A 22,278-nucleotide genomic window follows, 5' to 3' on the forward strand; every position below is an offset into this window, starting at 1 on the left:
AAAACCTTCAAAATCCTTGCTGAGCGTTATCGAAATAGAGGTAAAAGGCTTGGTTTGAGATTCAATTTAATCGCTGGAATCTACAACTTGGAACTGAGCAAAAAATGATTTATGAAAGAGGTCTACTGGGTAGATTGGTTTAATAAAGGGCGTGTGAATAGCACACTAGGCTGTTTGCTAATTTCTGATTTTAAATAAATACTAAAATGCTTTATTCATTTTTAAGATAAAGATAAACAGTACAGGGCTTAGAAATACCCATAGAGACACAAAGCTAATACTGGAGCTAAACTGGGTACGTAATAAAAACATCGCGACGAATAAGAAAATACCTGCAGCGAATTTAGTGTACGTAGGAAAATCCGCTAAAAAAGCGTAATTAGATTTTCGGGTTTTTAGGATCTGCTTTTCACTTACCACATAAAAACCAAAACAGCTCAGCCAAAGCAGACCGATCACTGCAATCCATATCATATTGATGATTCCTGTTGAGTGATTTTTAATTTAGCCTGAATTTTATTGACCGCTTTTTGCTGAATGGGCGTAATTTTTTGGTGTAAAAATAGGGCAAAAAGGGCCAAGGTCCATAACATTAGCTCAATACGCAAAAAAGGCCAATAAGTCGCAAAAGAAGCAATATATTGCTGGGAAACTAAATAATAAATATCAATCAGGGGAAGTATAAAGGCAGCACAAATCAGAAGTTTAAGCTGCATTCTCCATATATGCTGCTGTGGGGTTACACATGCCAGGATAAAACTGCCAAGCCAGATAGAGAAAAAACTATAAATTTCATAATTTGGTGCACCTACAGGAATACTGATAAAACGATTCGCATAGAGATATCCCAGCATGGCAAGCGGCAAGCCAATAATTATGGTGATATTCAAGCGGTTCACTAAATAGTGTCCGAGATGAAACCGCACTGATTTTTTCTGCATTTGGCGTTTCAGGCTCCACAGCAGCAATCCGGATGCAATCATTGCGCAGCCTAATATGCCGGAGAAAAATAACCCTAAACGTAAAACAGGTTCAGCAAAACGTGCCATATGTAAACCATACATGCTGGCATTTAGTGTGGCAATTGCACTTTCATTTCGTGTATTTTCAAGCAATTTTCCGGTAGCAGCATTTAAAATAAGCTGTGCCTGATTTCGTGTAATGGAATGATCTTTGAGCTGAGTTAAGGTTATGTGTGCCAGCTGGGTATTGGGCTGCTTGACCGTGATATTGTCAAATTCCGCATATCCCCAGTGTTGCTGTGCCGTGGTGATAAAATGTTGAATTGGCAGCATCTGGGTTTTCACAGGAACTGAGTGGGTGGCTGATGTATTGATTGTGCGAATTTCTTCAAAATATTGAAAGGGATTGTCTGGATAAAGTTTTTTCATACCGGAAGGCAGCACGATATAAAAGAAAATCGCCAACCCGGTAAATGTCATGGTCAAAAAGAACGGCAGGGCAATCACTGAACTGACATTATGAAAATCCAGATAAGAGCGCTGTCCTTTAAAGGCTCTTAGGGTAAAAAAGTCTGTCAGTATTTTTTTATGGGTAATAATTCCTGAAATCAGAGTCAGTAACATGATAAAGGCAGCGACCGTCACAATGAGGCGACCGATGGTGTAGGGCATACCATAGAGCTGAAAATGAAAATTATAGAAAAAATCTCCCCCTTGTGTGGCTGAAAGCTGTAATTCTTTTCCTGTCGAAGCATTCAGGGTTTTGACTTCATAGCCACCATCCGCTTTTTGCCAGTAGACTTTATTCACCGGTGAATCTTGATTGGCGACTCCGATATACCAGTTTTGGGCGTCCGGTGCATGCTGCTGTAAATAGCTGTAAGCAGATTTTAAGGCAGTTTCCTGATTGACTTGTATTGAGGCAAATTCAGGCTGCATCCATATACTGATTTCATGCCGGTAATAGGTGACCGCGCCTGTTAAAAAGATCGCGAAGAGCAGCCAGCCAAAACTTAAACCTAACCATGAATGTAGCCATGCCATGGATTGACGGACAGATTTATGCATGGTTTAACCTATGAAGCGGGAGATGGTAAATAAGCTAAGGAAAGGAAGCAGGCTATAGACCGAAAGCTTTTTTAAACTCTGGATACAGAAGATGCCAATCACAAAACAGACATAAAAAATCAGGGCAATAACGGCGGCCAAATAGACGGATTCTGCTTTGGGCAGAAAAGCCTGTAGAAAGTAAGCCAGATCGAGTGCGATCAAATAACTGCACAAGTAGCCCATCCCAAAGCTCATGCCTAAGCGATAGAAAATGGCGAGTGGCTGCACTACAACAGACATCATATTTGGCCTTGAATAGATCTATACTGATGAAAATCTAAAAACTTAATAAACAAAACTTAAAGTCGTTACCAGATACTGTTTTTTATAGGCCTGCTGATTCAATTTTCCGGCCTTGTCTGCTTCTTTGCCAACTTCAATGACATATTGACCTTTCCATGGCGTGGCGATCGTAATCTGGCCTTGGCCGTTGGTGGTGTATTTTTTTAGCCAAAATTGCGGGGAAAAGACTGTGACTTCAACATCCGCAGCAGCTTTACCCTGATACAGTACCGTAAATGTATTGCTGTTGATCTGGGTCGGGACAATATCCAGTTCGGACTCTGCTTTCAAGTTTTGTCTGCCGGATTTGGCATGATAGCTCAGCAATGATTCTCCATAGATCAATTCATGAGTGAGCTGGACATCGGTCTGGCCTTGGGTTGCATAGAGCAAATGATCCTGTTGCATTTGAGGACTAAATGTTTTTTTGGCCTGAACGGCCTTTGCCTGATTGAAAGACTTGAGGGCACCTTGCTGCGTTTCTTTGAGCTGTTCACTATATTCACCAAAGAACGCATGAGTCTGCTGATTTGTGCCACGTTCTAGCCAAAGCATATGCGCCTGAGCTGAAAGTGTCATAGACAGTCCAAGGGTCAAAGCGATCATTTTTTTCATTTGTTTTACCTATTTTTGTGTATGTAGTGATGATTTAGCCCTGAACATGTCGTCAAGGCTCAGCTTAAAAATTAATATTTAAATTTCACAGCAACGCTGTAATTCGCTGGTGCACCATAAAAACCTTGCTGATTGGGGAAATTGAATAGGTATTTTTCATTGGTCAGGTTATTACCATTGGCTTGAAAGGTCATATGCTTATTCAACTCATAGCTGGCCATTAAGTTCACGAGCGCATAGGCATCCTGTTCAATGACTCCAGCTTTCTGGGTAATCACTCCATTGGTGGTTGCTTCAGGCACATCCAGATAGGTTTGATCCTGCCACTGCACACCAAGGCCCAGTTTCAGTTTTGGAAGTTGTGGCACCTGATAGGTGGTTAAAAGATTAAAAGACTGGGTTGGATTGAAGGTACGCGCATCACCGCCATTGATCAGATCTTTCAGGCTAAACTGGGTATAACCAAAGCTTAAGTTAAAATGGTCGGTCAGTTGTCCCGCCAAGCCAAACTCGTAGCCTTGGGAACGCAGGTCACTGACCTGAGTTGTGCGTAAAGTCGGGATACCATCAGAATCACGAAGCGGATAATTACTTTGCTCCGTTCTGAACACAGCCATGGTGGCGGTAAGCTTGTCATCTAGCCAAGAACCTTTGACTCCGACTTCATAGCTTTCACCTTCGATCGGTTTGTTAATGCTGCCATCATCTGCTTTGGTGGTTTGCGGACGGAAAATCGAGGTATAACTCAGGTAACCTGTATATTCAGGGCTAAAGTTATAGGTCAGACCGGCATAGGGTAAAACTTTATCTTCATCATAAATGGTGTCGGTCCCATAACTGCTACCACTGCTTTCAGCCTGAACGTAGTTCGCACCTAAAAGCAGTTTCAGATCATCATTCAGATGCAGTCGGGTCGCAGCATAAAGGCTCTGGTTCTTCTGCCGGATATGCATTTCACCACTGGTTTTCGACATATCCCAGCTTGGTTCTTCGGGTGTAAAGCTGGCTAAATCTGTGGTCAGCGGATTGACAAAGCTGCCAGCATAACCCAATTCATCCAGACGATTTTTGGCCCAGACATAGCCCAATGAGGCTTCATGGCGTTGTCCCCAAAGCGGATAGGTGCCGCTAAAACTCAGGCTGGCTTGTTGTTCTTTATTGTCATCAATATACATGCCTGGGTAGAGGAAGATGCCTGAAGTGCCATTTGCGCCAGGTTTGCCGGACAGAAACAAGAGCTTTGAATCGCGTTGTGTACGTTTTTCATCATAGGTCAGTTTGGCTGTCCAGTCGCCACCCAGTTTTTGTTCAAGCTCGGCAAAGTAACTTTTAATATTGCTATCCCAGTGGGCCCAGCTTGGACTGTAATTATAATTCCGTGAGTAACTGAGCTGCTCGCCTTCAGTATTGATCAGTGGATTAGAACCCCAATTGACACCATTCGGCTTGTGATTGGTTTCGGTATAGCCAGCAGTCAATAGAGTTGTGTCAGTAATATCTGCCTCCACAACAGCACCTATGCCGTTTTTTTCCAGTTCATAACGATCCAGATAACTGTCGCCTGTTTGTTGATAGCCAAATACACGACCTCTGACTTTTCCATCTTGGGTGAGAGGAGAGGATACATCTACTTCATAGCGCTGCGTATTCCATGAGCCATAACTGGCATTAAAGGCTGTTTGAAGGTCGGATGTCGGGCGTTTGCGAATCATATTAATAGTTGCGCCGGGATCGCCAATTCCATTATTTAAGGCATTCGCGCCTTTCACCACTTCGATACGGTCAAACAAAAAACTGTCTGGATTATCATTATTATAATTATAGCCTTCGAGTGGAATACCAACGCCATCGACTAAAACATTTGAAATCTCGAAACCTCGGGCAAGGTAGGAGCTCCGTTCCGTTTCCTGATTGCTGACGATAATGCCAGGGGTATTGCGCAGTACGTCCCGGGTATTATCCAAGGCAAAGTCATCCAGTTGCTGGCGAGTGATGACATTGACTGTTTGCGGCGTTTCCTTGAGTGGAATATTCAGTTTTGAGGCGGTTGACGAATTTTGGATGATATAAGCCTTACTCTGTTCGGAGCTGAGCTCACTCTGTTCTGATTCCGCTGTAAATGTAATCGTCGGTAATTGCTGAGTATCATCGGCAAAACTTTGCTGGGACACTAAAATTGCAAGACTAAGAAGAGAAAGCTTAAATGATGGAGGAACGGTATAAAACATTTTAGTTAATGTAAATGATAATAATTATCAGTAATATTATTGTTTAATATCTCTTAAAGCAATCTCAATATAATAGGAAATCCAAATGAAAAATGAGTTAATGATAGGTAAATCTACAAATAAAAGTTTAATGTAAGGAGTAGGGAACAATAAAATATCACTGTTAAAAAAAGATGTTATTACCTTACTTTTGTGCTCCTGAACCAATTTGTTTATATACTGCACTATAAATTTTCAAATCCTCAATCTGGAGTGACTTTGTTGCATAAAGGCTTCAGAGATAGATCTTTTCTAAGTTACTCGAATTCAAGTGACAACTTGGGTATGAGGTCGACCTAATTCCGTTAATTTATCGCCTAATAATTTAATGCAATACATTTTGGTTTTGACCAAACTTCGCCGATGATAGCCTGACCATTTCTTCCATAGTGTCCTGCCTAAACATTTAACGGTTCGAAGTAATTCATTTCGCTCTTGCGAATGAACTTTTGTAATTTTCTAAGGCTTTGCATTTTTTCTGGAGGGAACTACCGCATATGCTTACCGGTCTGCAATGACTTGACGGCATTGCTTGGTGTTATAAGCCTCGTCTGTATAAACTGAATCAATCTGTTCATCCAACGGAATTTGATCAAGTAACTCCCCAAGGATTCGTGAATCACTCACATTATTCGTTGTGAGCTGAACTGCTCGTATTTGAAGAGTTTTAGCATCTATAGTGGGTATTGGTATGTTGAATGTAGTTCGGAAATTCTGTAATCGAGCCATGGCTTTGTAATAGGGTGGCCAGTGACATCACATATTTGTAGGCATTCAAGGCAGTTTCAGCTCGTAGTCCGCTCAGCATATTTTGTGCATCGATGACCTGTGTGGCGGTGCCCATATCTTCTTTAAAAGACAATTCTTGGATGCGTAAATTTTCCTGTGCGGCTTTCAAGTTTTGTGCCAGAAGTGCATCACTTTGCTGTACACTGAATGCTTTGCTATAAGATTTATAAATCAGATTTTCAATTTCTTGCTGGGTGCGTGCAGTGAGTAATTCTGTAGCAGAGCGTTTGAGTTCGGCAGCCTGAATATTCTTGTTTTTATCGATCCCGGAAAACAGGTTATAGCGTGCGGCAACTCCGACAATCCAGTTTTCATTTTGATCCAGACTATATTCGCCAAAAGCAAAAACATTCGGTTTTTTTGCCGCTTGCTGGGCTTTCACATTGGCTTGAGCCAATTGGGTATGCATGAATTAGCTCTACATGCTTTACATGTGGCACTGATGAAAGGCCAAGGTACACAATATTTATGGATTGATTCAACAACTCTGCCAATTTGTAAAAATCAACGTATTTAGCGTCATAAATCATTAATCCAAATTGCATCACATGGTAGAAGCTCAATAGGCTGGTTTTATGGCTGTAAATTACGTATTGCGATGAATCAATTTGGTGAAATTGCCTGTTCTGCTTTATCGAATGGACATGTTGCTAATATAAAAATGGTTGAGCAATTGGTTGCTGGTATAGAAGCAAAACTTTACGGGGATCGAGGTTACATCAGCCAAGAATTAAAAATTAGATTGAAAGATCAAGGTATTGATTTAATTACTTATCATCGGAAGAATATGCAGGCTATTCAACTCTGTGCATCAGATAAATATCACTTAAGACAACGCAATAAAATAGAAATATTATTCGGCTTATTGAAGGGGCAATACAATTTATTGACGAGTAAAGCACGTAGTCTTCATGGATTTCTGCGTGGAATTTACGCCTCACTATGTGGATATCAATTAACCCATCGAAATAAGCCAACAATTCAAATTAAGGACTCATCGGCTTAAGCAGGATTCGGGTTAAATAAGCTTTCAAAAATAGCTTGACACACTAAAGCTATTTTAAGCAGGCAATGAATATGAAAGAAAACGCTAAAGAAAAATAAAAAAAACAGCGTATGATTTACTCAATGGAATTTTAGATGATGCAGACAAGATGATCCGTAATGATTGGTCACGTGCCGAAATACAAGAAATTTATGACTTGCCTTTAATGGATTTACTGTTTCAGGCACAGCAAATTCATCGCCAAAACTTTGAACCGAATACTGTTCAGGTCAGTACTCTGCTTTCAATTAAAACGGGCCGTTGTCCGGAAGATTGTAAATACTGTTCGCAATCTGCACATTACGATACTGATCTGGAAATTGAAAAACGCGTAGAAGTACAAAAGGCGATTGCTGAAGCCAAACAGGCCAAAGCTTCCGGTTCGACCCGTTTCTGCATGGGCGCAGCATGGCGTAATCCGCATGAACGCGATATGCCGTATGTGCTGGAACTGGTGCAGGAAGTCAAGAAACTGGGCATGGAAACCTGTATGACTCTAGGAATGCTGAATGCCTCACAAGCGGAACGTCTGAAAGATGCAGGGCTAGATTATTATAACCACAACCTTGATACCTCACGTGAATATTATGCCAATGTCATCAGTACACGTAGCTTTGATGACCGCTTAAATACGCTTGATCATATACGTGATGCCGGAATTAATGTCTGTAGTGGCGGTATTGTCGGCTTGGGCGAAGGCGTACAAGACCGAGTCGGTTTGTTGTTTGAACTAGCGACTATGCCGATTCACCCGGGTTCGGTGCCCATAAATATGTTGGTTCCTATTGAAGGCACACCACTGGCCGATGTTGAAAAACTGGATGTGATTGACTGGATTCGTACTATTGCGGTAGCACGGATTATTATGCCGAAGAGTTATATCCGCTTGTCGGCAGGTCGTGAATCTCTCTCTGACTCTGATCAGGCACTGGCATTTATGGCTGGAGCTAACTCATTATTTTCAGGTGATAAATTGCTTACTGCCCCGAACAGTGGTGAAGGTAAAGACAAAGCCTTGTTTGCTAAATTAGGCTTAAAAGCTGAAGCTGCCAAGAAAACAGCTAAAGAATTGGCTGTAGATGCGATGCAACCTGCTTAATTAATCGTGTAACAAACAGGGATCATTTCAACTTGAATTGGTCCCTTTTTTATTGGAACAGACAAAATGAAGATACTGATGATTACGGGTTGGGGGCTAGGAACAGCGGTCTTAACCCCGTTTGTAGAACAGTTGCGGCAGCAGCATCAAGTTAAAGTATGGGATATTTTCGATCCTAACGTAGAAAGTCTTTTGGCCGAAAAAGTCAGGCAGGCGAGTTCGTTTGATGTCTTGATGGGGTGGTCTTTGGGTGGACAGTTGGCACTTTTGCTGGCTAATGAAATCCAGCAACAACTGAAAATTGCCAAGCCAGTGATTTGCTGTATGTCAAATCCCTGTTTCGTGGCCAATGAAGCATGGCCACAGGCGATGCCAGTTGAACAATATACACAATTTAAATCTTCCATACTGGCTGATCCAAAACGCGGGATGCAGCGCTTCTGTACCTTGGTCACTTTAGCTGGTGCAGCAGCGCGTGAACGTGCAAAATTATTGCACCAACAGTTAAATAGTATTGATTTAAACTATCAGATTAAGCATCTTTATCTCTTGCATCAATTAAATCTGGTAGATATCCTAAAAAATCATTCAGTCAAGATGCTATTTATATTTTCCGAGAACGACATGTTGGTTCCTTGCAAAGTTAGTCAAGAATCCGTGTTTTTAACAACCCAAAATCTGAATTTGGTAAAAATACAGGGCACACACGATGCCATCCTTTTTGATACCAAGTTACTCGTTGAGCCAATTTTAAAATTTTTAGCCGATCTGGCTTAAGCAAAAAGAGATTGGTAGCTCTTGACGTTTCATTTTCAGATTTAACGCGCTAAGATCAGTTTTAGTTTTAATAATTGGGGTAAATTCTGTGCAGGACGCTTTTGATCAACAGCATATTTGGCATCCTTATACCTCCATGACACAACCCTTGCCATGTTACAAAGTTAAAGCTGCACATGGTGCAGTCATTGAACTTGAAGATGGTACCGAGCTGATTGATGGCATGTCGTCCTGGTGGTGCACAATTCACGGTTATAATCATTCTGAACTCAATCAGGCCGTAACAAAACAATTAGAGTCGATGTCACATATCATGTTCGGTGGTTTGACTCATCAGCCTGCGATTGATCTGGGTAAACTGCTGCTTGAGATCACAGCGCCTGAACTGGATAAAATCTTCTTTGCCGATTCCGGCTCGGTCGCGGTTGAAGTGGCGCTGAAAATGGCCGTGCAGTATTGGCATGCACGTCAGCAACCGCAAAAAACCAACTTTGTTACCACACGCTCTGGCTATCATGGCGATACCTGGAATGCCATGTCGGTTTGTGACCCTGTAACCGGTATGCATCAGATTTTTGGTTCCAGTTTACCGAACCGTTTATTTGTTCCGGCACCTCAAAGTCGTTTTGATGGGGCATGGCAACCCGAAGATATACAGCCACTTGAGCACATGCTGGCACAGCAGCATCAGCAGATTGCTGCCATGATCATCGAGCCGATTGTGCAAGGTGCAGGCGGGATGCGTCTCTATCATCCGGAATATTTAAAACAAGCCAAGTTGTTGTGTGAAAAATACGATGTACTGCTGATTTTGGATGAGATTGCCACCGGTTTCGGCCGCACCGGAAAACTGTTTGCCTATGAACATGCTGAGATCACACCAGACATTATGTGTATCGGTAAGGCATTAACTGGTGGTTATATGACCTTGTCAGCGACCTTAACCACTCGCCATGTAGCAGAAACGATTTCAAGTGGTGAAGCGGGTGTGTTCATGCATGGCCCAACTTTTATGGCTAATCCGTTGGCCTGTGCGGTCGCATTAAAAAGTACCCAGCTGTTACTGGCTCAAGACTGGCAGACGCGTATTCAACAGATTGAAAGTACACTAGAACAATATTTACTGGATTTAAAATCCTTGGCACAAGTCAAAGATGTGCGTGTCCTCGGCGCAATTGGCGTGGTTGAGCTACATCAAACTATTGATTTGGCGCGTTTTCAGGCTGAATGTGTATGCCGTGGCGTCTGGATTCGTCCTTTTGGCCGTCTGGTCTATGTCATGCCGCCATATGTAATTTCAACACAGCAACTTGAAACTTTATTAAAGCATATGCGGGAGATGATTCAGCAGATAGAGGCAGTAGCATGAACCATCTTGAGCATTTCCAGCAGCAGCTAGATGACTTGAAACAGCAAGGGCAATATCGCCAGTTTAAGTCCAATATTTCTAGCCAGCCACGATTGCAACTCAATGGCCAAGAGATGCTGAATCTGGCATCCAATGACTATTTAGGTCTGGCATCCAACTTAACGCTACGTGAGGAATTTTTTGACCTCACGCCGATGTCTGAGCGATATATGAGTTCAAGCTCTTCACGTTTACTGACAGGAAACTTTCCCAATTTTGAACAACTTGAAGCACAGATGTCACAGGCTTTTGGACGTTCAGTACTGCTGTTTAATAGTGGTTATCACATGAATATCGGGATTCTTCCTGCGCTCAGTAATGCTAAAACCATGATCATTGCTGACAAACTGGTACATGCCAGTATTATCGACGGGATTCGTTTATCTAAAGCTGGCTATGTGCGTTACCGCCATAATGACCTGCAGCATTTGACTCAGTTTTTAGAAAAATATCAGTCAGATGAATCTATCCAGCGCATCATTGTGGTAACTGAATCAATTTTCAGTATGGATGGGGATGAAACAGATTTAACTGCTTTGGTGGCATTAAAACAGCAGTTTGCAAAAGTCATGCTCTATGTCGATGAGGCACATGCAATTGGTGTGCGCGGTGAACGTGGATTGGGCTGCGCAGAACAGTATCAAGTATTGGATCAGATTGACTTCCTGGTCGGTACCTTTGGCAAGGCTTTGGCTTCAGTTGGTGGTTATCTGGTCTGTGCGCCAGTGATTCGTGACTATCTGATTAATAGCATGCGACCTTTAATTTTTAGTACCGCCCAGCCGCCACTATGTATGGCCTGGACTAGATTTATTTTTCAGAAGGTACAGCAGCTTCAGGCGGGACGAATACATTTGGCAGCATTGGCTGTACGCTGTCAGCAGGGCATTCAAGACTTGGGATATCACTGTCCGTCAACCTCGCAAATTGTGCCGGTACTGATTGGTGAGGCAAAACGCACCATTCAGGCGGCTGAAATTATGCAAAAGCAGGGATTTTATGTGCTACCAGTACGTCCGCCAACGGTTCCTGCCAACACCTCCAGACTCAGAATCTGCCTGAATCAGAACATTTCTGCGGATGAGCTGGACGCATGTCTGCAGGTGCTGAGGAATTTGCCGCGATGAACAGCAAACAGATTGCCCAGCGTTTTGCTCAGGCAAATCTCAGTTATGAGCAGCATGCGCTGGTACAAAGTGCCGTAGCGGCAGAGTTGATGCAGTTCATGCAGCAGCATGTAGCACAACCACATTTGCAACGGGTATTGGAAATTGGCTGCGGTTCAGGGTTTTTTACCCGGCTTTTTATGCAGTATTACAGCTTTGATCATTTATTTTTAAATGATCTATATGCCGAAGTGAAGCAGCATTTCCCGGAAGCTGATCGGCTTTTGTGGGGGATTGGTAATATTGAAACCTTGCCACTGCCGCAGTCTCTGGACATGGTGCTGTCGTGTTCTGCATTGCAATGGATCTCGGATTTAAAAGCATTGTTGCTCAACATTGCGCAGGCCTTAAATCCCTCTGGGCATCTGTGTTTTGCCAGTTATACGGACAATAATTTAAAGGAAATTAAGGCACTGACCGGACAAGGCTTGGATTATCTGCCTTTAGCGGAGGTTTGTGAACTGCTTGAATCCTTAGGCTTTGACATTCTGCTGCAGACAGAAGAACAGATGACCTTGCATTTTGAGCATCCGAAACAGGTGTTACAGCATATCAAAGCCACTGGTGTACAGGCGACGGCACAGGGGTTTCGGTGGACAAAATCGTCCTTACAGGATTTTTATACCGGCTATCAACAATTCCAAGACCCTGAAAGCAAACAGTATGCACTGACCTATCATCCGGTTTATGTCATTGCACGGAAGACAGTATGAGCGCACAGATTTATTTTGTCAGCGGCATTGATACCGCAATTGGTAAAACCTTTACTACTGGTTTTCTGGCCAAAAATTGGAATGAGCAGGGCATTCGTACCATAACCCAAAAGCTGATCCAGACCGGAAATGTCGATATATCAGAAGATATCGAACAGCATCGTGCAATTATGGGTTGTGGATTGTTACCGGAAGACCAGCAAAAACTGACCATGCCGGAAATTTTTACGTATCCGGCTTCACCGCATCTTGCTGCGCGGCTGGATGGGCGAGCCATTAACTTTGAACAGATTCATCAGGCTACCGAACAGCTGGCTGTGGCCTACGACTGTATTTTGCTGGAAGGTGCCGGTGGTCTGATGGTGCCCTTAACCGAAGAGTTCCTGACTATTGATTATATTCAGACACATAATTATCCGGTGATTCTCGTCACTTCAGGGCGTTTAGGCAGTATTAATCATACCTTGCTGAGTCTTGAGTTGTTAAAACTCCGCGGGGTTCAATTATATGCCATTGCTTTTAATCATGCAGATAACTCCAAAGATCCCTTGATCGCTGAAGATACCATTGCTTATTTAAAACAGTATTTGCAGCGTGATTTTGCTGATACGACATGGGTTGATATTCCAGCTTTAAATTTAGCCCCGTCTATCCATGAGTAAGTGATCAGCTTACAGGGGGGCTGATGTGAATGCTTAAATATTGAGGTTGCGCCACTGTAAATTGAATCTGATAGCCATATTTGTTTAACACCATTTTCATCAAATATAAGTCTAGCCCATGCCCATTTTGCTAGGGAGATTTATGCCAGAAACGCTGTCCCAAGTATGCATATCTTCAACCTTTGATTATCATTATGAATGATCAGCACACATGCAGCATAGCAATTGAAATGGTATTTGCCTATGCCTGCAATAGAGCATTGTTAAGTAGGTTTTTAAAGACGGTATCTAGTTCAAAATCGGGTAGGGCAACTCGGGTCAGGCTCGGTCAGTCAATTGTTAAACTGGGTTCAATTTCCGGATAAAGCGACTGTAAATCGGCAATCACCTGAGTCAGGAGCCGTGCAATTTCAATACTGTACTAGATATCGCTCAGTACTTGATCGGTAGAGGAAAGTGCTAGAAGCTGTTCCAGTAGCTGGGTACATCGGCGGATACCAATGTGTACCTGCTGCAAGCTTTGTTGCAATTTGGGCGAGCTTGCCTGTTGTTCTGCCATCAGTTGTGCAAGCTGGATATGAGTTTTGATCGCGGTTAAAGGACTACGCAATTCATGGGCGGCGTATGAACTAAATACTTTTTCATTTTCCGGATTTTGATGCAGTTTATGTATTAAGTGCTTAGAGTTTTGGGCAAAGGACTGTACCTTGGAAGGCATTACTTTGGCATCTAAGGTTTTTAAATAGTGAGTAGCATCATTCACTGATAAATTTGGCTGACTTAAAAGGTTGAAACTTCATCTAAGGCTTTAAGCTCTCGACGAATAATCAAAACGATTAAGCCTATACATAGCAATAAAAACAAAATTATTGGTATTAATACCGATTATAAAATCTTTTTGAGCAATTATCCACGTAGGAACATCCGCTCTGCTTCCACCACTTGAATATCCCCACGACGTAACACATAACTGAGCCTCACCTTGTTGCTTTGTACTAAAGCCAACTACTTGGTGGCTTAAATCTTTCGGTGCACCTCGGGTTTTTGCTACCACATGCTGAACGACACTGACGTCAGAGCCAAATAAAGACACTTTATAGGCAATCAACTGCTCTTGATTGGTGGAATGAAGTTGTTGGGCTAGTACATTTTCATCCAAGTTTTGCATCGGCAGTTGTTGAGTCAATCGAGCGACCATTGGATGGCTGAATCAAACCAAATTGATATATTTCCTTGACTGAGTAAGGCTTTATTGTAGGTAGATCAACTGGTTGTACGATAGATCTTGGGTGCAGACCTCTTCATTTAGAAATTATATTCCCCAAGAAGCTTTCAGTGGTAGGTTTGTGCAACAAAGCCTCTTGCAAATAAAGGCTATCAAGGGATTTATACATTGTATCCAAATAGTTTATGGCCATTAAAAGCAAAAAAGCACTAAAAACCAGATCTCGAGCTAAAATTTTATAACCAAGAAATCAATAAAAGAAGAATTGGAATTGAACAGTTATTTGGAACTTTGAAAACCTTCAAAATCCTTGCCGAGCGATATCGCAACCCTGGCAAAAGACTAGGATTAAGATTTAATTTAATTGTGGGAATCTATAATTTTGAGCTGAGTAAAAAGTGAATTATGAAAGAAATCTAATATATAAAATTTTAAGAGATTATGAAAATTGGTCATACCAAAAAATAAATTAAATCTTTTATATTGTGTTTTTGGGCTAATATTACTAATATCGCCAATACAAAATGCACATTTTATCTCTTAAACACTAAATTGGTCATACCAATTTAGTGTTTAAGTACAATAAACTGTTCAATCTAGTAGTTAAGCATTTCAAGGAGTAGACAATGCTTCAACAGTGGCAACAAATTTATGATCCTATAGGCAATATCTGGATTTCGAGTGCTATTGCGCTAGTTCCAATTATTTTCTTTTTTTTAGCGTTAGCTATTTTTCGCATGAAGGGTAGTGTAGCCGCTACAATTACCGTCTTTTTAGCCTTTCTGGTCTCATTATTTTTATACAAAATGCCAATTGGAATGGCATTAGCATCAATGGTCTATGGATTCTTCTACGGCCTGTGGCCAATTGCATGGATTATTATCGGTGCAGTTTTTATATATAAGATTTCAGTAAAAACAGGACAGTTTGATGTTATTCGTTCGTCTATTCTGTCAATTACAGAAGATCAACGTTTGCAAATGCTATTAGTTGGGTTTGCTTTTGGTACGTTTTTAGAAGGTGCGGCAGGTTTTGGTGCGCCCGTCGCAATTACTGCGGCACTGTTGGTGGGACTCGGCTTTAAGCCTTTATATGCGGCTGGGCTATGTCTGATAGTTAATACTGCACCTGTTGCTTTTGGTGCAATGGGAATTCCGATCATTGTCGCTGGGCAGGTTTCAGGTGTTGACACCATGGAAATCAGTCAAATGGTTGGTCGTCAGTTACCCTTTATGGTGCCAATTGTATTGATCTGGATCATGGCAATCATGGATGGTTGGCGTGGGGTTAAAGAAACTTGGCCTGCTATTTTAGTTGCCAGCTTATCTTTTTCTTTAGCGCAATATCTAACATCAAATTTTGTTGGGCCTGAGTTACCCGATATCACTGCTGCAATTGCATCATTAATCAGTTTAACTATCTTACTTAAGTATTGGAAACCAAAACATATTTTTCTTTTTGAGGATAAAAATATACAGGTAGATGAAACTATTATCAAGCAAGCTCGTAAACAATATAGTGTGGCACAGATAGCCAAAGCCTGGTCTCCATTTCTGATACTTACAGCAATGGTGACGATCTGGAGCATCAAACCTTTTAAAGATTTATTTGTTAAGGACGGCCCATTAAGTGATTTAGTAGTTTCAGTTAAAGTGCCGTATTTGCATCAATTGATTCAAAAGCTACCACCTGTCGTGCCTGAAATTAAAGATTATGATGCGATTTATAAGTTTGATTGGTTATCAGCAACGGGTACGGCGATTATATTGGCGGCATTGATCACGATTATTTATTTAAACATGAAACCTAAAGAGGCAGTTTCGACATTCTTTGAAACCGTGAATGAACTAAAAACCCCAATTTATTCGATTGGTATGGTACTGGCTTTTGCGTTCATTGCAAACTATTCAGGTCTGTCAGCAACGCTTGCTTTAGCACTGGCACATACGGGTCAGGCTTTCACCTTCTTCTCACCATTCTTGGGTTGGGTTGGAGTGTTTCTTACAGGTTCAGATACTTCAGCTAACGCATTGTTTTCAGCGTTACAAGCAACTACAGCACAGCAAATCGGTGTGCCTGAAGTCTTGTTAGTTGCTGCCAATACCAGTGGTGGAGTAACAGGTAAGATGATTTCTCCTCAATCAATTGCGATTGCTTGTGCGGCAGTGGGCTTAGTTGGTAAAGAATCTGATTTATTTAGATTTACAGTAAAACACAGCATTATCTTTACGGTGATGATTGGTATTATTGTGACCTTACAAGCTTATGTTTTCCCGTGGATGATTCCGTAAACGGGTCAAGGAAAAAAATGAAAGTCTCCGATAAAGTAGTACAGCGGTTACGTCTATTGATTGAAAAAAATAATGTGCAAGTCGGAGAGCGATTGCCTGCCGAACGCCAACTCTGTGAACAATTGGGTGTGTCTCGTAGCTCTTTACGTGAGGCGATTCAACAGCTGATTACCGCAGGGATTATTCAGAGCAAAGCGGGTGCAGGCAACTATTTAAAGCAGTTGCCTGCACATTGGTCACAGCATCAAATCGTTGAGCCATTATCCGGTTTGATGGATCAAGATCCTGAATATCGTTTTGATGTACAAGAAGCTCGTATGGTGCTTGAAGGTGGTACAGCGTGGTATGCCGCACAACGTGCCACACCCAGTGATTTGATCAATATTCGTCAGTGTTTTGAGCAGATTAGCCATTTTCAGGCCTTAGGTGATGATGCACACGCAGCAATAGCGGATGCGAAGTTTCATCTGGCGATTGCAGAAGCATCCCACAATCTAGTGCTGATCCAAATGATGCGTAGTTTGTTTGATTTATTGCAAGACAACGTGATGTTAGGGCGACGTAAAGTCTACACTACACCACAACATTTTGAACAATTGCATGACCAGCACTTTGAAGTGATGGATGCAATTGAACGTCAAGACTCAGAGACTGCACGTAAGGCAGCTTGTGGGCATATTGAATTTGTTGTTCAACGCGTACGTATGATCGATGAAGAAGAAGCTCGTCGTCAACGTTCGAGTCGATTAAATAGGACATAAGTTATGATTATTTCTTCTGCAAATGACTATCGTGAAGCTGCGAAACGTCGTTTACCGCCATTTTTATTTGAATACATCGATGGTGGTGCCTATGCGGAATATACTTTAAAGCGTAATGTAGACGATTTATCAAAAATCGCTTTACGTCAACGTGTGTTAAATGACATGTCTGAGCTGAGCTTAGAAACGCAATTGTTTGGTGAAAATTTGGCGTTGCCAGTGGCATTGTCACCTGTAGGTCTAACGGGTATGTATGCGCGTCGTGGTGAAGTTCAAGCCGCGGTTGCCGCAGATAAAAAGGGCATTCCATTTACCTTATCAACAGTTTCAGTTTGTCCAATTGAAGAAGTGGCACCTGCGATTCAACGTCCGATGTGGTTTCAACTGTATGTACTACGTGACCGTGGTTTTATGAAAAATGCCTTGGAACGTGCTAAAGCCGCAGGCTGTTCTACCTTAGTATTCACAGTCGATATGCCTGTTCCAGGTGCGCGTTATCGTGATGCACATTCAGGAATGAGTGGTAAAAATGCTGCAATACGTCGTTATATGCAATCGTGTATGCACCCACACTGGGCTTGGAATGTCGGTTTATTGGGTCGTCCGCATGATTTGGGTAACATTTCGAAATATTTAGGTAAGCCGACAGGTCTGGAAGATTATATCGGTTGGCTGGGAAGTAACTTTGACCCTTCAATTTCTTGGAAAGATCTTGAGTGGATTCGTGATTATTGGGAGGGTCCCATGGTTATTAAGGGGATTTTAGATCCTGAGGATGCCAAGGATGCGGTACGTTTCGGAGCAGATGGAATTGTGGTCTCCAATCACGGTGGTCGTCAGCTTGATGGTGTTTTGTCTTCTGCTCGTGCGCTTCCTTCAATTGCAAGTGCGGTCAAAGGTGACATCAAAATTTTAGCAGATTCAGGGATTCGTAACGGTCTTGATGTGGTACGTATGTTGGCTATGGGTGCAGATATTTGCATGCTTGGTCGTGCATTTGTATACGCACTTGGTGCTGCCGGCGGTTCTGGGGTAAGTAATTTACTAGATTTGATTGAGAAAGAAATGCGTGTGGCAATGACATTGACTGGTGCAAGAACCATTGCAGATATTACATCGGATTGCCTGGTCAAGCTAGAGAAAGAGTAAGCGATTTAATTACTCACATTACTAAGGCTTTGCCAACTTTCCTTTGAAAAAAGAGATTTTTATCTGAATAATTTGGGTAAACAAAGCTTCCTTTTGAAAAAAAACCAACCTTGGTAAGAGTCACCGACATAAAATACACTAAATAACATAATTGGTGCGTTAATAAACTCTATATATATCAGCAATATAGAGTTTTTATTTTGTGTGACGTAATTTAAGGTGGGGTGGGGTACTTTTATTTTTGGTCACTAATTTATTGTGATAATCAACAATAATAACCAACATACATATGCTCAATCTAAGAGTATTTTACTGACTGGTATAATTTTATGATGAGAGGGGTGTTGCCTGAGGCTACGGTTTTCTGTTTGGCCTTTTGACGTAAGACGAACAAATATAAGCTTTCTACTTTTTCACGTGCCCATGGTGTGGTACGCAAGAATCGTAATGATGATTTAACACTTGGGTCTATGCAAAAATAGCTATTCAATTTTGTGACTTAAGCCTTCAAAGCCATCATCGTAGTCCAATAATTCATCCAAAATGTCAGCAAGTTTTTTGCCGTGGAGTGGCTCATTGGATCAATCGTATTTGGCAAAGGAAGCAATTATGACCTAGGTCAGGTAGGAAAAACTCGCTTTGAGTATTTGTGATAATCATAAAGGGAAAGCCTGAGTGATTGGTTGCTTACCCTGTACATTACTTTGAGAGAATTGAAAATTCGTTAGATTATTTCACGAAAAGTCATATTTAATCTTCCATGTTTAATCTTTGTCTGCTTAGGTACGCTATGTTGCCAAAAATGTTGTATTTCACCCTGCATAATTAAAAGGTCACCATGACCTAAATTAATTTCAATTTTATCAGCATGGTCATCATTACGTCTGAGTAAAAAGCGACGAGCTTCTCCGAAGTTTAATGAGGCGATAGTGGGGTTTTCACCTAACTCAGGTTCAGCATCTGTATGCCATGAAATATGATCTTGTCCACTTCGATACCAATTCAGTAAAACACTGTTAAAAGGAGTATCGTTGATTGTAGAAAGTTGCTCTCTCATCCAAAGCAATGCCGCATTCCAAGGATGAGGGTGAAGTAAGATCCCTGAATATTTATAGCTCTTCCCTGTATCACCATACCAAGCTGATACACGTGGTAATTCATGTTTTTTACCGTAGAGTTTTACAGTATCTTGTTGCCAAGCAATATTTGTCCATTTAAGTTCGTTAATATTATCAACATCATGCCAATTCGTATTTTCCCAATCGTAATGATCATTTTCAAAGAATACAGCCAAAGTGCGATCAGCTATTTTTTTCTCAATGAATTTGGGTATATAAATTAAGCTACCATAAGGGATTTTAATTTCAAAACCCCTACCACAAGCTGTAGGTTGACTTGCATATTGTTTGGTGCCAAAACAAGTTGTCTCTGATGCGAAAAGATCTTCTATCATGATTAGATTCCTATTTTATAGTTTCGCAGCATAGACACGAACAGGTGCTTTACGCATGGAAGTCTTTTGTGATGTATAGCGATATTCTTCAACTTCAATTGTGCCAGTTGTATTTAAATAAATCGTATTCGGGCGGGTCAATTCATGTAAAGCATCAAAGCCACGGTTGCCTGAAGAAAAATCAGGGCTGACGGCAAATATAAAATTTTCATTGGGCTGCATTTTAATGAGTTGTGTGAGCTTTGATAAGCTAAATATGCCAGCGCTATACATATCTAGAATGTTATTAAACAAATGAAAGCATGGATATTGTTTGATATTTGATGCTAGGTAGTCAGGCTCTAATTCATCAAATGTACAGGCTAAAGCGATCACTTCTATATTTATTTCTGCTGCTTTAGCTTTTTTTTCAATCCAATAAATAGCACGTTTTAAAGCATGAGCAGAGGGTTCAATCAGGACCAGTTTCAAACATTTAATTTGAAGTTTTGACTCAATTAGATGATCTATAAAAGCTAGAGAAGCAATGCCTTGTCCACAGCCATAGTCAATTACACAGGCTTCAATTGGCTGTGTAATTTTAAAATGTGGCATCACTTGGACATAGTCAATAATCGTTCGCATTCGTTGATAATGGGCTAAGCCATACAGTGCCATATATGAAGTGAGATCATCAAATTGCTGAAGTGGATTTTTAGCACGAGCAGTACGATTGCAAAAAGCTGAATAGTTAAAATTTGCTTGTAAATAATGTTTGAAAAACTCAATATTACCTTGGCAAATTTCTTTAAAGTCGGTTGAGTCAATAGAGCTTAAAAACTGCTCTTCTATTTTATCTTTGTATTGTAATAATGCGTTCATGAATCATCCAAATATATAAAACTTGGATGTACTTTATGATGGAATATTCTTTTATATATTTTTCATAAGCTTACGATAATTTTTGATATAAGTGCTTTATTCAGGCCTAAAATTTTGATTTGTATGTAAAAAAATTGCCATTATCAGCAGGAAAATCCTATCAGATATACGAGAAAGTAGAAATTCTACTTTTTCAAAACCTCTTAATCCCTTATTTTACGCCTTCTTCGAAACAGTGTTTCTCAGAAAGGCTCAGGAAGTCTGTTCAGACGATTCGCTCAATACTAGCTGAGGCAGGTCTAGTGTCTTAATCCCTTATCAGCAGGGAAGTCCAAAAATACGACCTAGAGTCAAATAGTCTTGCGCTTGGATTGAGCGTTGCTCAATTTATTCCAAGCTCACCCATTATCAGCAGGGAAGTCTGTTCAGACATTCGCAAAATCAAACTTCAACAAAGATTGGAGTGTCTTAATCCCTTATCAGCAGGGAAGTCTGTTCAGACGAATTGTTCTTAATTTTAACTAGGGCCTGTTGACATTTTCTGTTCAAAAAATAGCGAGAAAGTAAAATTTAATCGCCAAACCAAATTTACTTCTCGCTATGCCTCGTACAATGCTGAATGATCAACACTGGTCTAAGTTACTTTCTATTTTCCGAAATTTTGATATCTATTCCAAATCTAATTTGAGAAATTTTGTCGAAGCAATACTTTATAGAATAAGAACAGGCTGCCCATGGCGTGATTTGCTTAAAGAATTTGGTTCGTATAACTCAATCTTTAAAAAATATAATCGTTGGTGTAAAAATGATAAGTTAATGAAAATATTTAAATTAATTTCTTCAAATGCTGATATGGAATGGGTTTTTATTGATGCTAGTCATGTTCGGGCACACCAACATTCTGCTGGAATAAAAGATCAGGATATTTCTAAAAGCATTGGTGGAAGTAGTTCTAAAATACACTTAGCTGTTGATGCGGATGGTAATCCAATCGAAATTATTATCTCCGATGGAACGATACATGATGTCAAGATTGCTCCCAAAATGATTGAAAAACTTGATTTGAGTGAAACGGAAGTATGTTGTGCAGACAAAGGATATGACTCTGAATCATTAAGAGAACAAATATCTGTGAAAAAAACTAAAGCGAATATTCCAAGAAAATCAAATACTCAGTCAAATAATGATCATATGGATTGGTATTTATATAAAATCAGACACTTAGTTGAGAATGCATTTTGTAGGTTAAAGCAGTTCAGAGGAATAGCAACACGATATGATAAGCTAAAGTGTAGCTATGAGGGGGCAGTTGCATTAGCTTGTATATTTATTTGGCTACCTTTATCGCGTAAATTCTATACTTGAAATGTCAACAGACCCTAATGATTGATATGACATTTTTATGCAGTGAATGTTTATTTATGCTTCAAACTGACAGTATTCGTCTAGGTCATTTTCTGTGTTGAAAGAGATAAAATATTTGCTTTTATTGTGATAGGATTCTTCTAAATTTTAACTTAAAATCGAAATTTAATAATAAATAGTGTGTTTTTGGTCTCTGATTTAAAATTAAGTGAGTGTTGGTTGGTTTTTTTGATAAAAACCAATAGACTTGCTACATTTTTGTATGAAAAGTTGGCTTT

General features: G+C 40.7%; 19 protein-coding genes and 6 pseudogenes. 13 read left to right on the forward strand and 12 right to left on the reverse strand.

What is annotated here, in order from left to right; translation table 11 throughout:
- Positions 1-108: pseudogene (locus FTV42_RS12950) on the forward strand (IS5/IS1182 family transposase); the annotation flags it as partial.
- Positions 109-201: 93 nt separating this feature from the next.
- On the opposite strand, the gene FTV42_RS12955 reads toward FTV42_RS12950, so the two are convergent.
- The 7 genes and pseudogenes from FTV42_RS12955 to FTV42_RS12985 form a co-directional block, all read right to left on the reverse strand.
- A complete protein-coding gene (locus FTV42_RS12955; protein ID WP_180039001.1) occupies positions 202-474 on the reverse strand; it encodes a hypothetical protein in 273 nt (90 codons plus the stop codon).
- Positions 471-2,030 (reverse strand): PepSY domain-containing protein, encoded by a 1,560-nt coding sequence (locus tag FTV42_RS12960; RefSeq protein ID WP_180039002.1) that lies wholly within the window; start codon positions 2,028-2,030, stop codon positions 471-473. The genes FTV42_RS12955 and FTV42_RS12960 overlap by 4 nt, the downstream gene beginning before the upstream one ends.
- Positions 2,031-2,033: 3 nt before the next feature.
- Positions 2,034-2,315, reverse strand: a complete 282-nt coding sequence (locus tag FTV42_RS12965; protein WP_004647796.1) for a hypothetical protein — start codon at positions 2,313-2,315, stop codon at positions 2,034-2,036.
- 42 nt (positions 2,316-2,357) lie between these two features.
- Entirely contained in the window at positions 2,358-2,969 is a 612-nt protein-coding gene (locus tag FTV42_RS12970) for a DUF4198 domain-containing protein (protein ID WP_004647798.1), read from the reverse strand.
- A gap of 71 nt (positions 2,970-3,040) precedes the next feature.
- Positions 3,041-5,197 carry a TonB-dependent siderophore receptor gene (locus FTV42_RS12975; protein WP_180039003.1) on the reverse strand — a complete coding sequence of 719 codons (2,157 nt, stop codon included), beginning with the start codon at positions 5,195-5,197 and terminating at the stop codon, positions 3,041-3,043.
- Positions 5,198-5,503: 306 nt separating this feature from the next.
- Positions 5,504-5,914, reverse strand: a pseudogene (locus tag FTV42_RS12980) (transposase); the annotation flags it as partial.
- A pseudogene (locus FTV42_RS12985) lies at positions 5,904-6,434 on the reverse strand (TolC family protein); the annotation flags it as partial. The pseudogenes FTV42_RS12980 and FTV42_RS12985, both read right to left, overlap by 11 nt.
- Here FTV42_RS12985 and FTV42_RS12990 point away from each other — a divergent pair.
- The 7 genes and pseudogenes from FTV42_RS12990 to bioD form a co-directional block, all read left to right on the forward strand.
- Positions 6,423-7,031, forward strand: a pseudogene (locus tag FTV42_RS12990) (IS982 family transposase); the annotation flags it as partial. The pseudogenes FTV42_RS12985 and FTV42_RS12990 overlap by 12 nt on opposite strands.
- Positions 7,032-7,179: 148 nt before the next feature.
- The gene (gene bioB / locus FTV42_RS12995; RefSeq protein WP_180039004.1) at positions 7,180-8,169 is read left to right on the forward strand and encodes a biotin synthase BioB; all 990 of its coding nucleotides are present in this window, start codon (positions 7,180-7,182) and stop codon (positions 8,167-8,169) included.
- Between the two features lie 66 nt (positions 8,170-8,235).
- The gene (locus FTV42_RS13000; protein WP_180039005.1) at positions 8,236-8,946 is read left to right on the forward strand and encodes an alpha/beta hydrolase; all 711 of its coding nucleotides are present in this window, start codon (positions 8,236-8,238) and stop codon (positions 8,944-8,946) included.
- A gap of 88 nt (positions 8,947-9,034) precedes the next feature.
- Positions 9,035-10,315: an adenosylmethionine--8-amino-7-oxononanoate transaminase gene (bioA, locus tag FTV42_RS13005; protein WP_180039006.1), complete on the forward strand. Its 1,281-nt coding sequence runs from the start codon at positions 9,035-9,037 to the stop codon at positions 10,313-10,315.
- Positions 10,312-11,481, forward strand: coding sequence for an 8-amino-7-oxononanoate synthase (locus FTV42_RS13010; RefSeq protein WP_180039007.1), 1,170 nt, complete (start codon positions 10,312-10,314; stop codon positions 11,479-11,481). The genes bioA and FTV42_RS13010 overlap by 4 nt, the downstream gene beginning before the upstream one ends.
- Positions 11,448-12,233, forward strand: coding sequence for a malonyl-ACP O-methyltransferase BioC (bioC, locus tag FTV42_RS13015; protein ID WP_180039008.1), 786 nt, complete (start codon positions 11,448-11,450; stop codon positions 12,231-12,233). Before FTV42_RS13010 ends, bioC begins: the two co-directional genes overlap by 34 nt.
- Entirely contained in the window at positions 12,230-12,895 is a 666-nt protein-coding gene (bioD, locus tag FTV42_RS13020; RefSeq protein ID WP_180039009.1) for a dethiobiotin synthase, read from the forward strand. Before bioC ends, bioD begins: the two co-directional genes overlap by 4 nt.
- Positions 12,896-13,316: 421 nt before the next feature.
- On the opposite strand, the gene FTV42_RS13025 is transcribed toward bioD, so the two are convergent.
- Positions 13,317-13,658: a histidine kinase dimerization/phospho-acceptor domain-containing protein gene (locus FTV42_RS13025; protein WP_180039010.1), complete on the reverse strand. Its 342-nt coding sequence runs from the start codon at positions 13,656-13,658 to the stop codon at positions 13,317-13,319.
- A 45-nt stretch (positions 13,659-13,703) separates the two neighbouring features.
- Positions 13,704-14,081, reverse strand: coding sequence for a hypothetical protein (locus FTV42_RS17615; RefSeq protein ID WP_228305215.1), 378 nt, complete (start codon positions 14,079-14,081; stop codon positions 13,704-13,706).
- A 321-nt stretch (positions 14,082-14,402) separates the two neighbouring features.
- Here FTV42_RS17615 and FTV42_RS17625 point away from each other — a divergent pair.
- The 4 genes and pseudogenes from FTV42_RS17625 to lldD form a co-directional block, all read left to right on the forward strand.
- Positions 14,403-14,522, forward strand: a pseudogene (locus tag FTV42_RS17625) (IS5/IS1182 family transposase); the annotation flags it as partial.
- Between the two features lie 224 nt (positions 14,523-14,746).
- The gene (lldP, locus tag FTV42_RS13035; RefSeq protein WP_044112454.1) at positions 14,747-16,411 is read left to right on the forward strand and encodes an L-lactate permease; all 1,665 of its coding nucleotides are present in this window, start codon (positions 14,747-14,749) and stop codon (positions 16,409-16,411) included.
- A 17-nt stretch (positions 16,412-16,428) separates the two neighbouring features.
- Positions 16,429-17,172, forward strand: coding sequence for a transcriptional regulator LldR (gene lldR / locus FTV42_RS13040; RefSeq protein WP_180039011.1), 744 nt, complete (start codon positions 16,429-16,431; stop codon positions 17,170-17,172).
- Between the two features lie 3 nt (positions 17,173-17,175).
- Positions 17,176-18,321: an FMN-dependent L-lactate dehydrogenase LldD gene (gene lldD, locus FTV42_RS13045; protein ID WP_114541435.1), complete on the forward strand. Its 1,146-nt coding sequence runs from the start codon at positions 17,176-17,178 to the stop codon at positions 18,319-18,321.
- Positions 18,322-18,679: 358 nt separating this feature from the next.
- Here the strand turns inward: lldD and FTV42_RS13050 are convergent.
- The 3 genes and pseudogenes from FTV42_RS13050 to FTV42_RS13060 form a co-directional block, all read right to left on the reverse strand.
- Positions 18,680-18,866, reverse strand: a pseudogene (locus FTV42_RS13050) (VF530 family DNA-binding protein); the annotation flags it as partial.
- Positions 18,867-19,045: 179 nt separating this feature from the next.
- Positions 19,046-19,774 (reverse strand): alpha-ketoglutarate-dependent dioxygenase AlkB, encoded by a 729-nt coding sequence (locus tag FTV42_RS13055; protein WP_180039012.1) that lies wholly within the window; start codon positions 19,772-19,774, stop codon positions 19,046-19,048.
- Positions 19,775-19,789: 15 nt separating this feature from the next.
- Complete coding sequence (locus tag FTV42_RS13060) at positions 19,790-20,635, reverse strand: class I SAM-dependent methyltransferase (RefSeq protein ID WP_180039013.1); 846 nt, start codon at positions 20,633-20,635, stop codon at positions 19,790-19,792.
- 600 nt (positions 20,636-21,235) lie between these two features.
- On the opposite strand from FTV42_RS13060, the gene FTV42_RS13065 reads away from it, so the two are divergent.
- Entirely contained in the window at positions 21,236-22,000 is a 765-nt protein-coding gene (locus FTV42_RS13065; protein WP_180039014.1) for an IS5 family transposase, read from the forward strand.
- Positions 22,001-22,278 lie beyond the last annotated feature (278 nt).

It is taken from the genome of Acinetobacter sp. YH16052 (assembly GCF_013417155.1).
In the GTDB taxonomy this organism is placed as follows: Bacteria; Pseudomonadota; Gammaproteobacteria; order Pseudomonadales; family Moraxellaceae; genus Acinetobacter.

Coding starts and splice junctions, on each gene's coding strand:
- FTV42_RS12955 (WP_180039001.1), bottom strand. CDS start 474: ATGATATGGATTGCAGTGATCGGTCTGCTTTGGCTGAGCTGTTTTGGT.
- FTV42_RS12960 (WP_180039002.1), bottom strand. CDS start 2,030: ATGCATAAATCTGTCCGTCAATCCATGGCATGGCTACATTCATGGTTA.
- FTV42_RS12965 (WP_004647796.1), bottom strand. CDS start 2,315: ATGATGTCTGTTGTAGTGCAGCCACTCGCCATTTTCTATCGCTTAGGC.
- FTV42_RS12970 (WP_004647798.1), bottom strand. CDS start 2,969: ATGAAAAAAATGATCGCTTTGACCCTTGGACTGTCTATGACACTTTCA.
- FTV42_RS12975 (WP_180039003.1), bottom strand. CDS start 5,197: ATGTTTTATACCGTTCCTCCATCATTTAAGCTTTCTCTTCTTAGTCTT.
- bioB (WP_180039004.1), top strand. CDS start 7,180: ATGATCCGTAATGATTGGTCACGTGCCGAAATACAAGAAATTTATGAC.
- FTV42_RS13000 (WP_180039005.1), top strand. CDS start 8,236: ATGAAGATACTGATGATTACGGGTTGGGGGCTAGGAACAGCGGTCTTA.
- FTV42_RS13010 (WP_180039007.1), top strand. CDS start 10,312: ATGAACCATCTTGAGCATTTCCAGCAGCAGCTAGATGACTTGAAACAG.
- bioC (WP_180039008.1), top strand. CDS start 11,448: ATGTCTGCAGGTGCTGAGGAATTTGCCGCGATGAACAGCAAACAGATT.
- bioD (WP_180039009.1), top strand. CDS start 12,230: ATGAGCGCACAGATTTATTTTGTCAGCGGCATTGATACCGCAATTGGT.
- lldP (WP_044112454.1), top strand. CDS start 14,747: ATGCTTCAACAGTGGCAACAAATTTATGATCCTATAGGCAATATCTGG.
- lldR (WP_180039011.1), top strand. CDS start 16,429: ATGAAAGTCTCCGATAAAGTAGTACAGCGGTTACGTCTATTGATTGAA.
- lldD (WP_114541435.1), top strand. CDS start 17,176: ATGATTATTTCTTCTGCAAATGACTATCGTGAAGCTGCGAAACGTCGT.
- FTV42_RS13055 (WP_180039012.1), bottom strand. CDS start 19,774: ATGATAGAAGATCTTTTCGCATCAGAGACAACTTGTTTTGGCACCAAA.
- FTV42_RS13060 (WP_180039013.1), bottom strand. CDS start 20,635: ATGAACGCATTATTACAATACAAAGATAAAATAGAAGAGCAGTTTTTA.
- FTV42_RS13065 (WP_180039014.1), top strand. CDS start 21,236: ATGCCTCGTACAATGCTGAATGATCAACACTGGTCTAAGTTACTTTCT.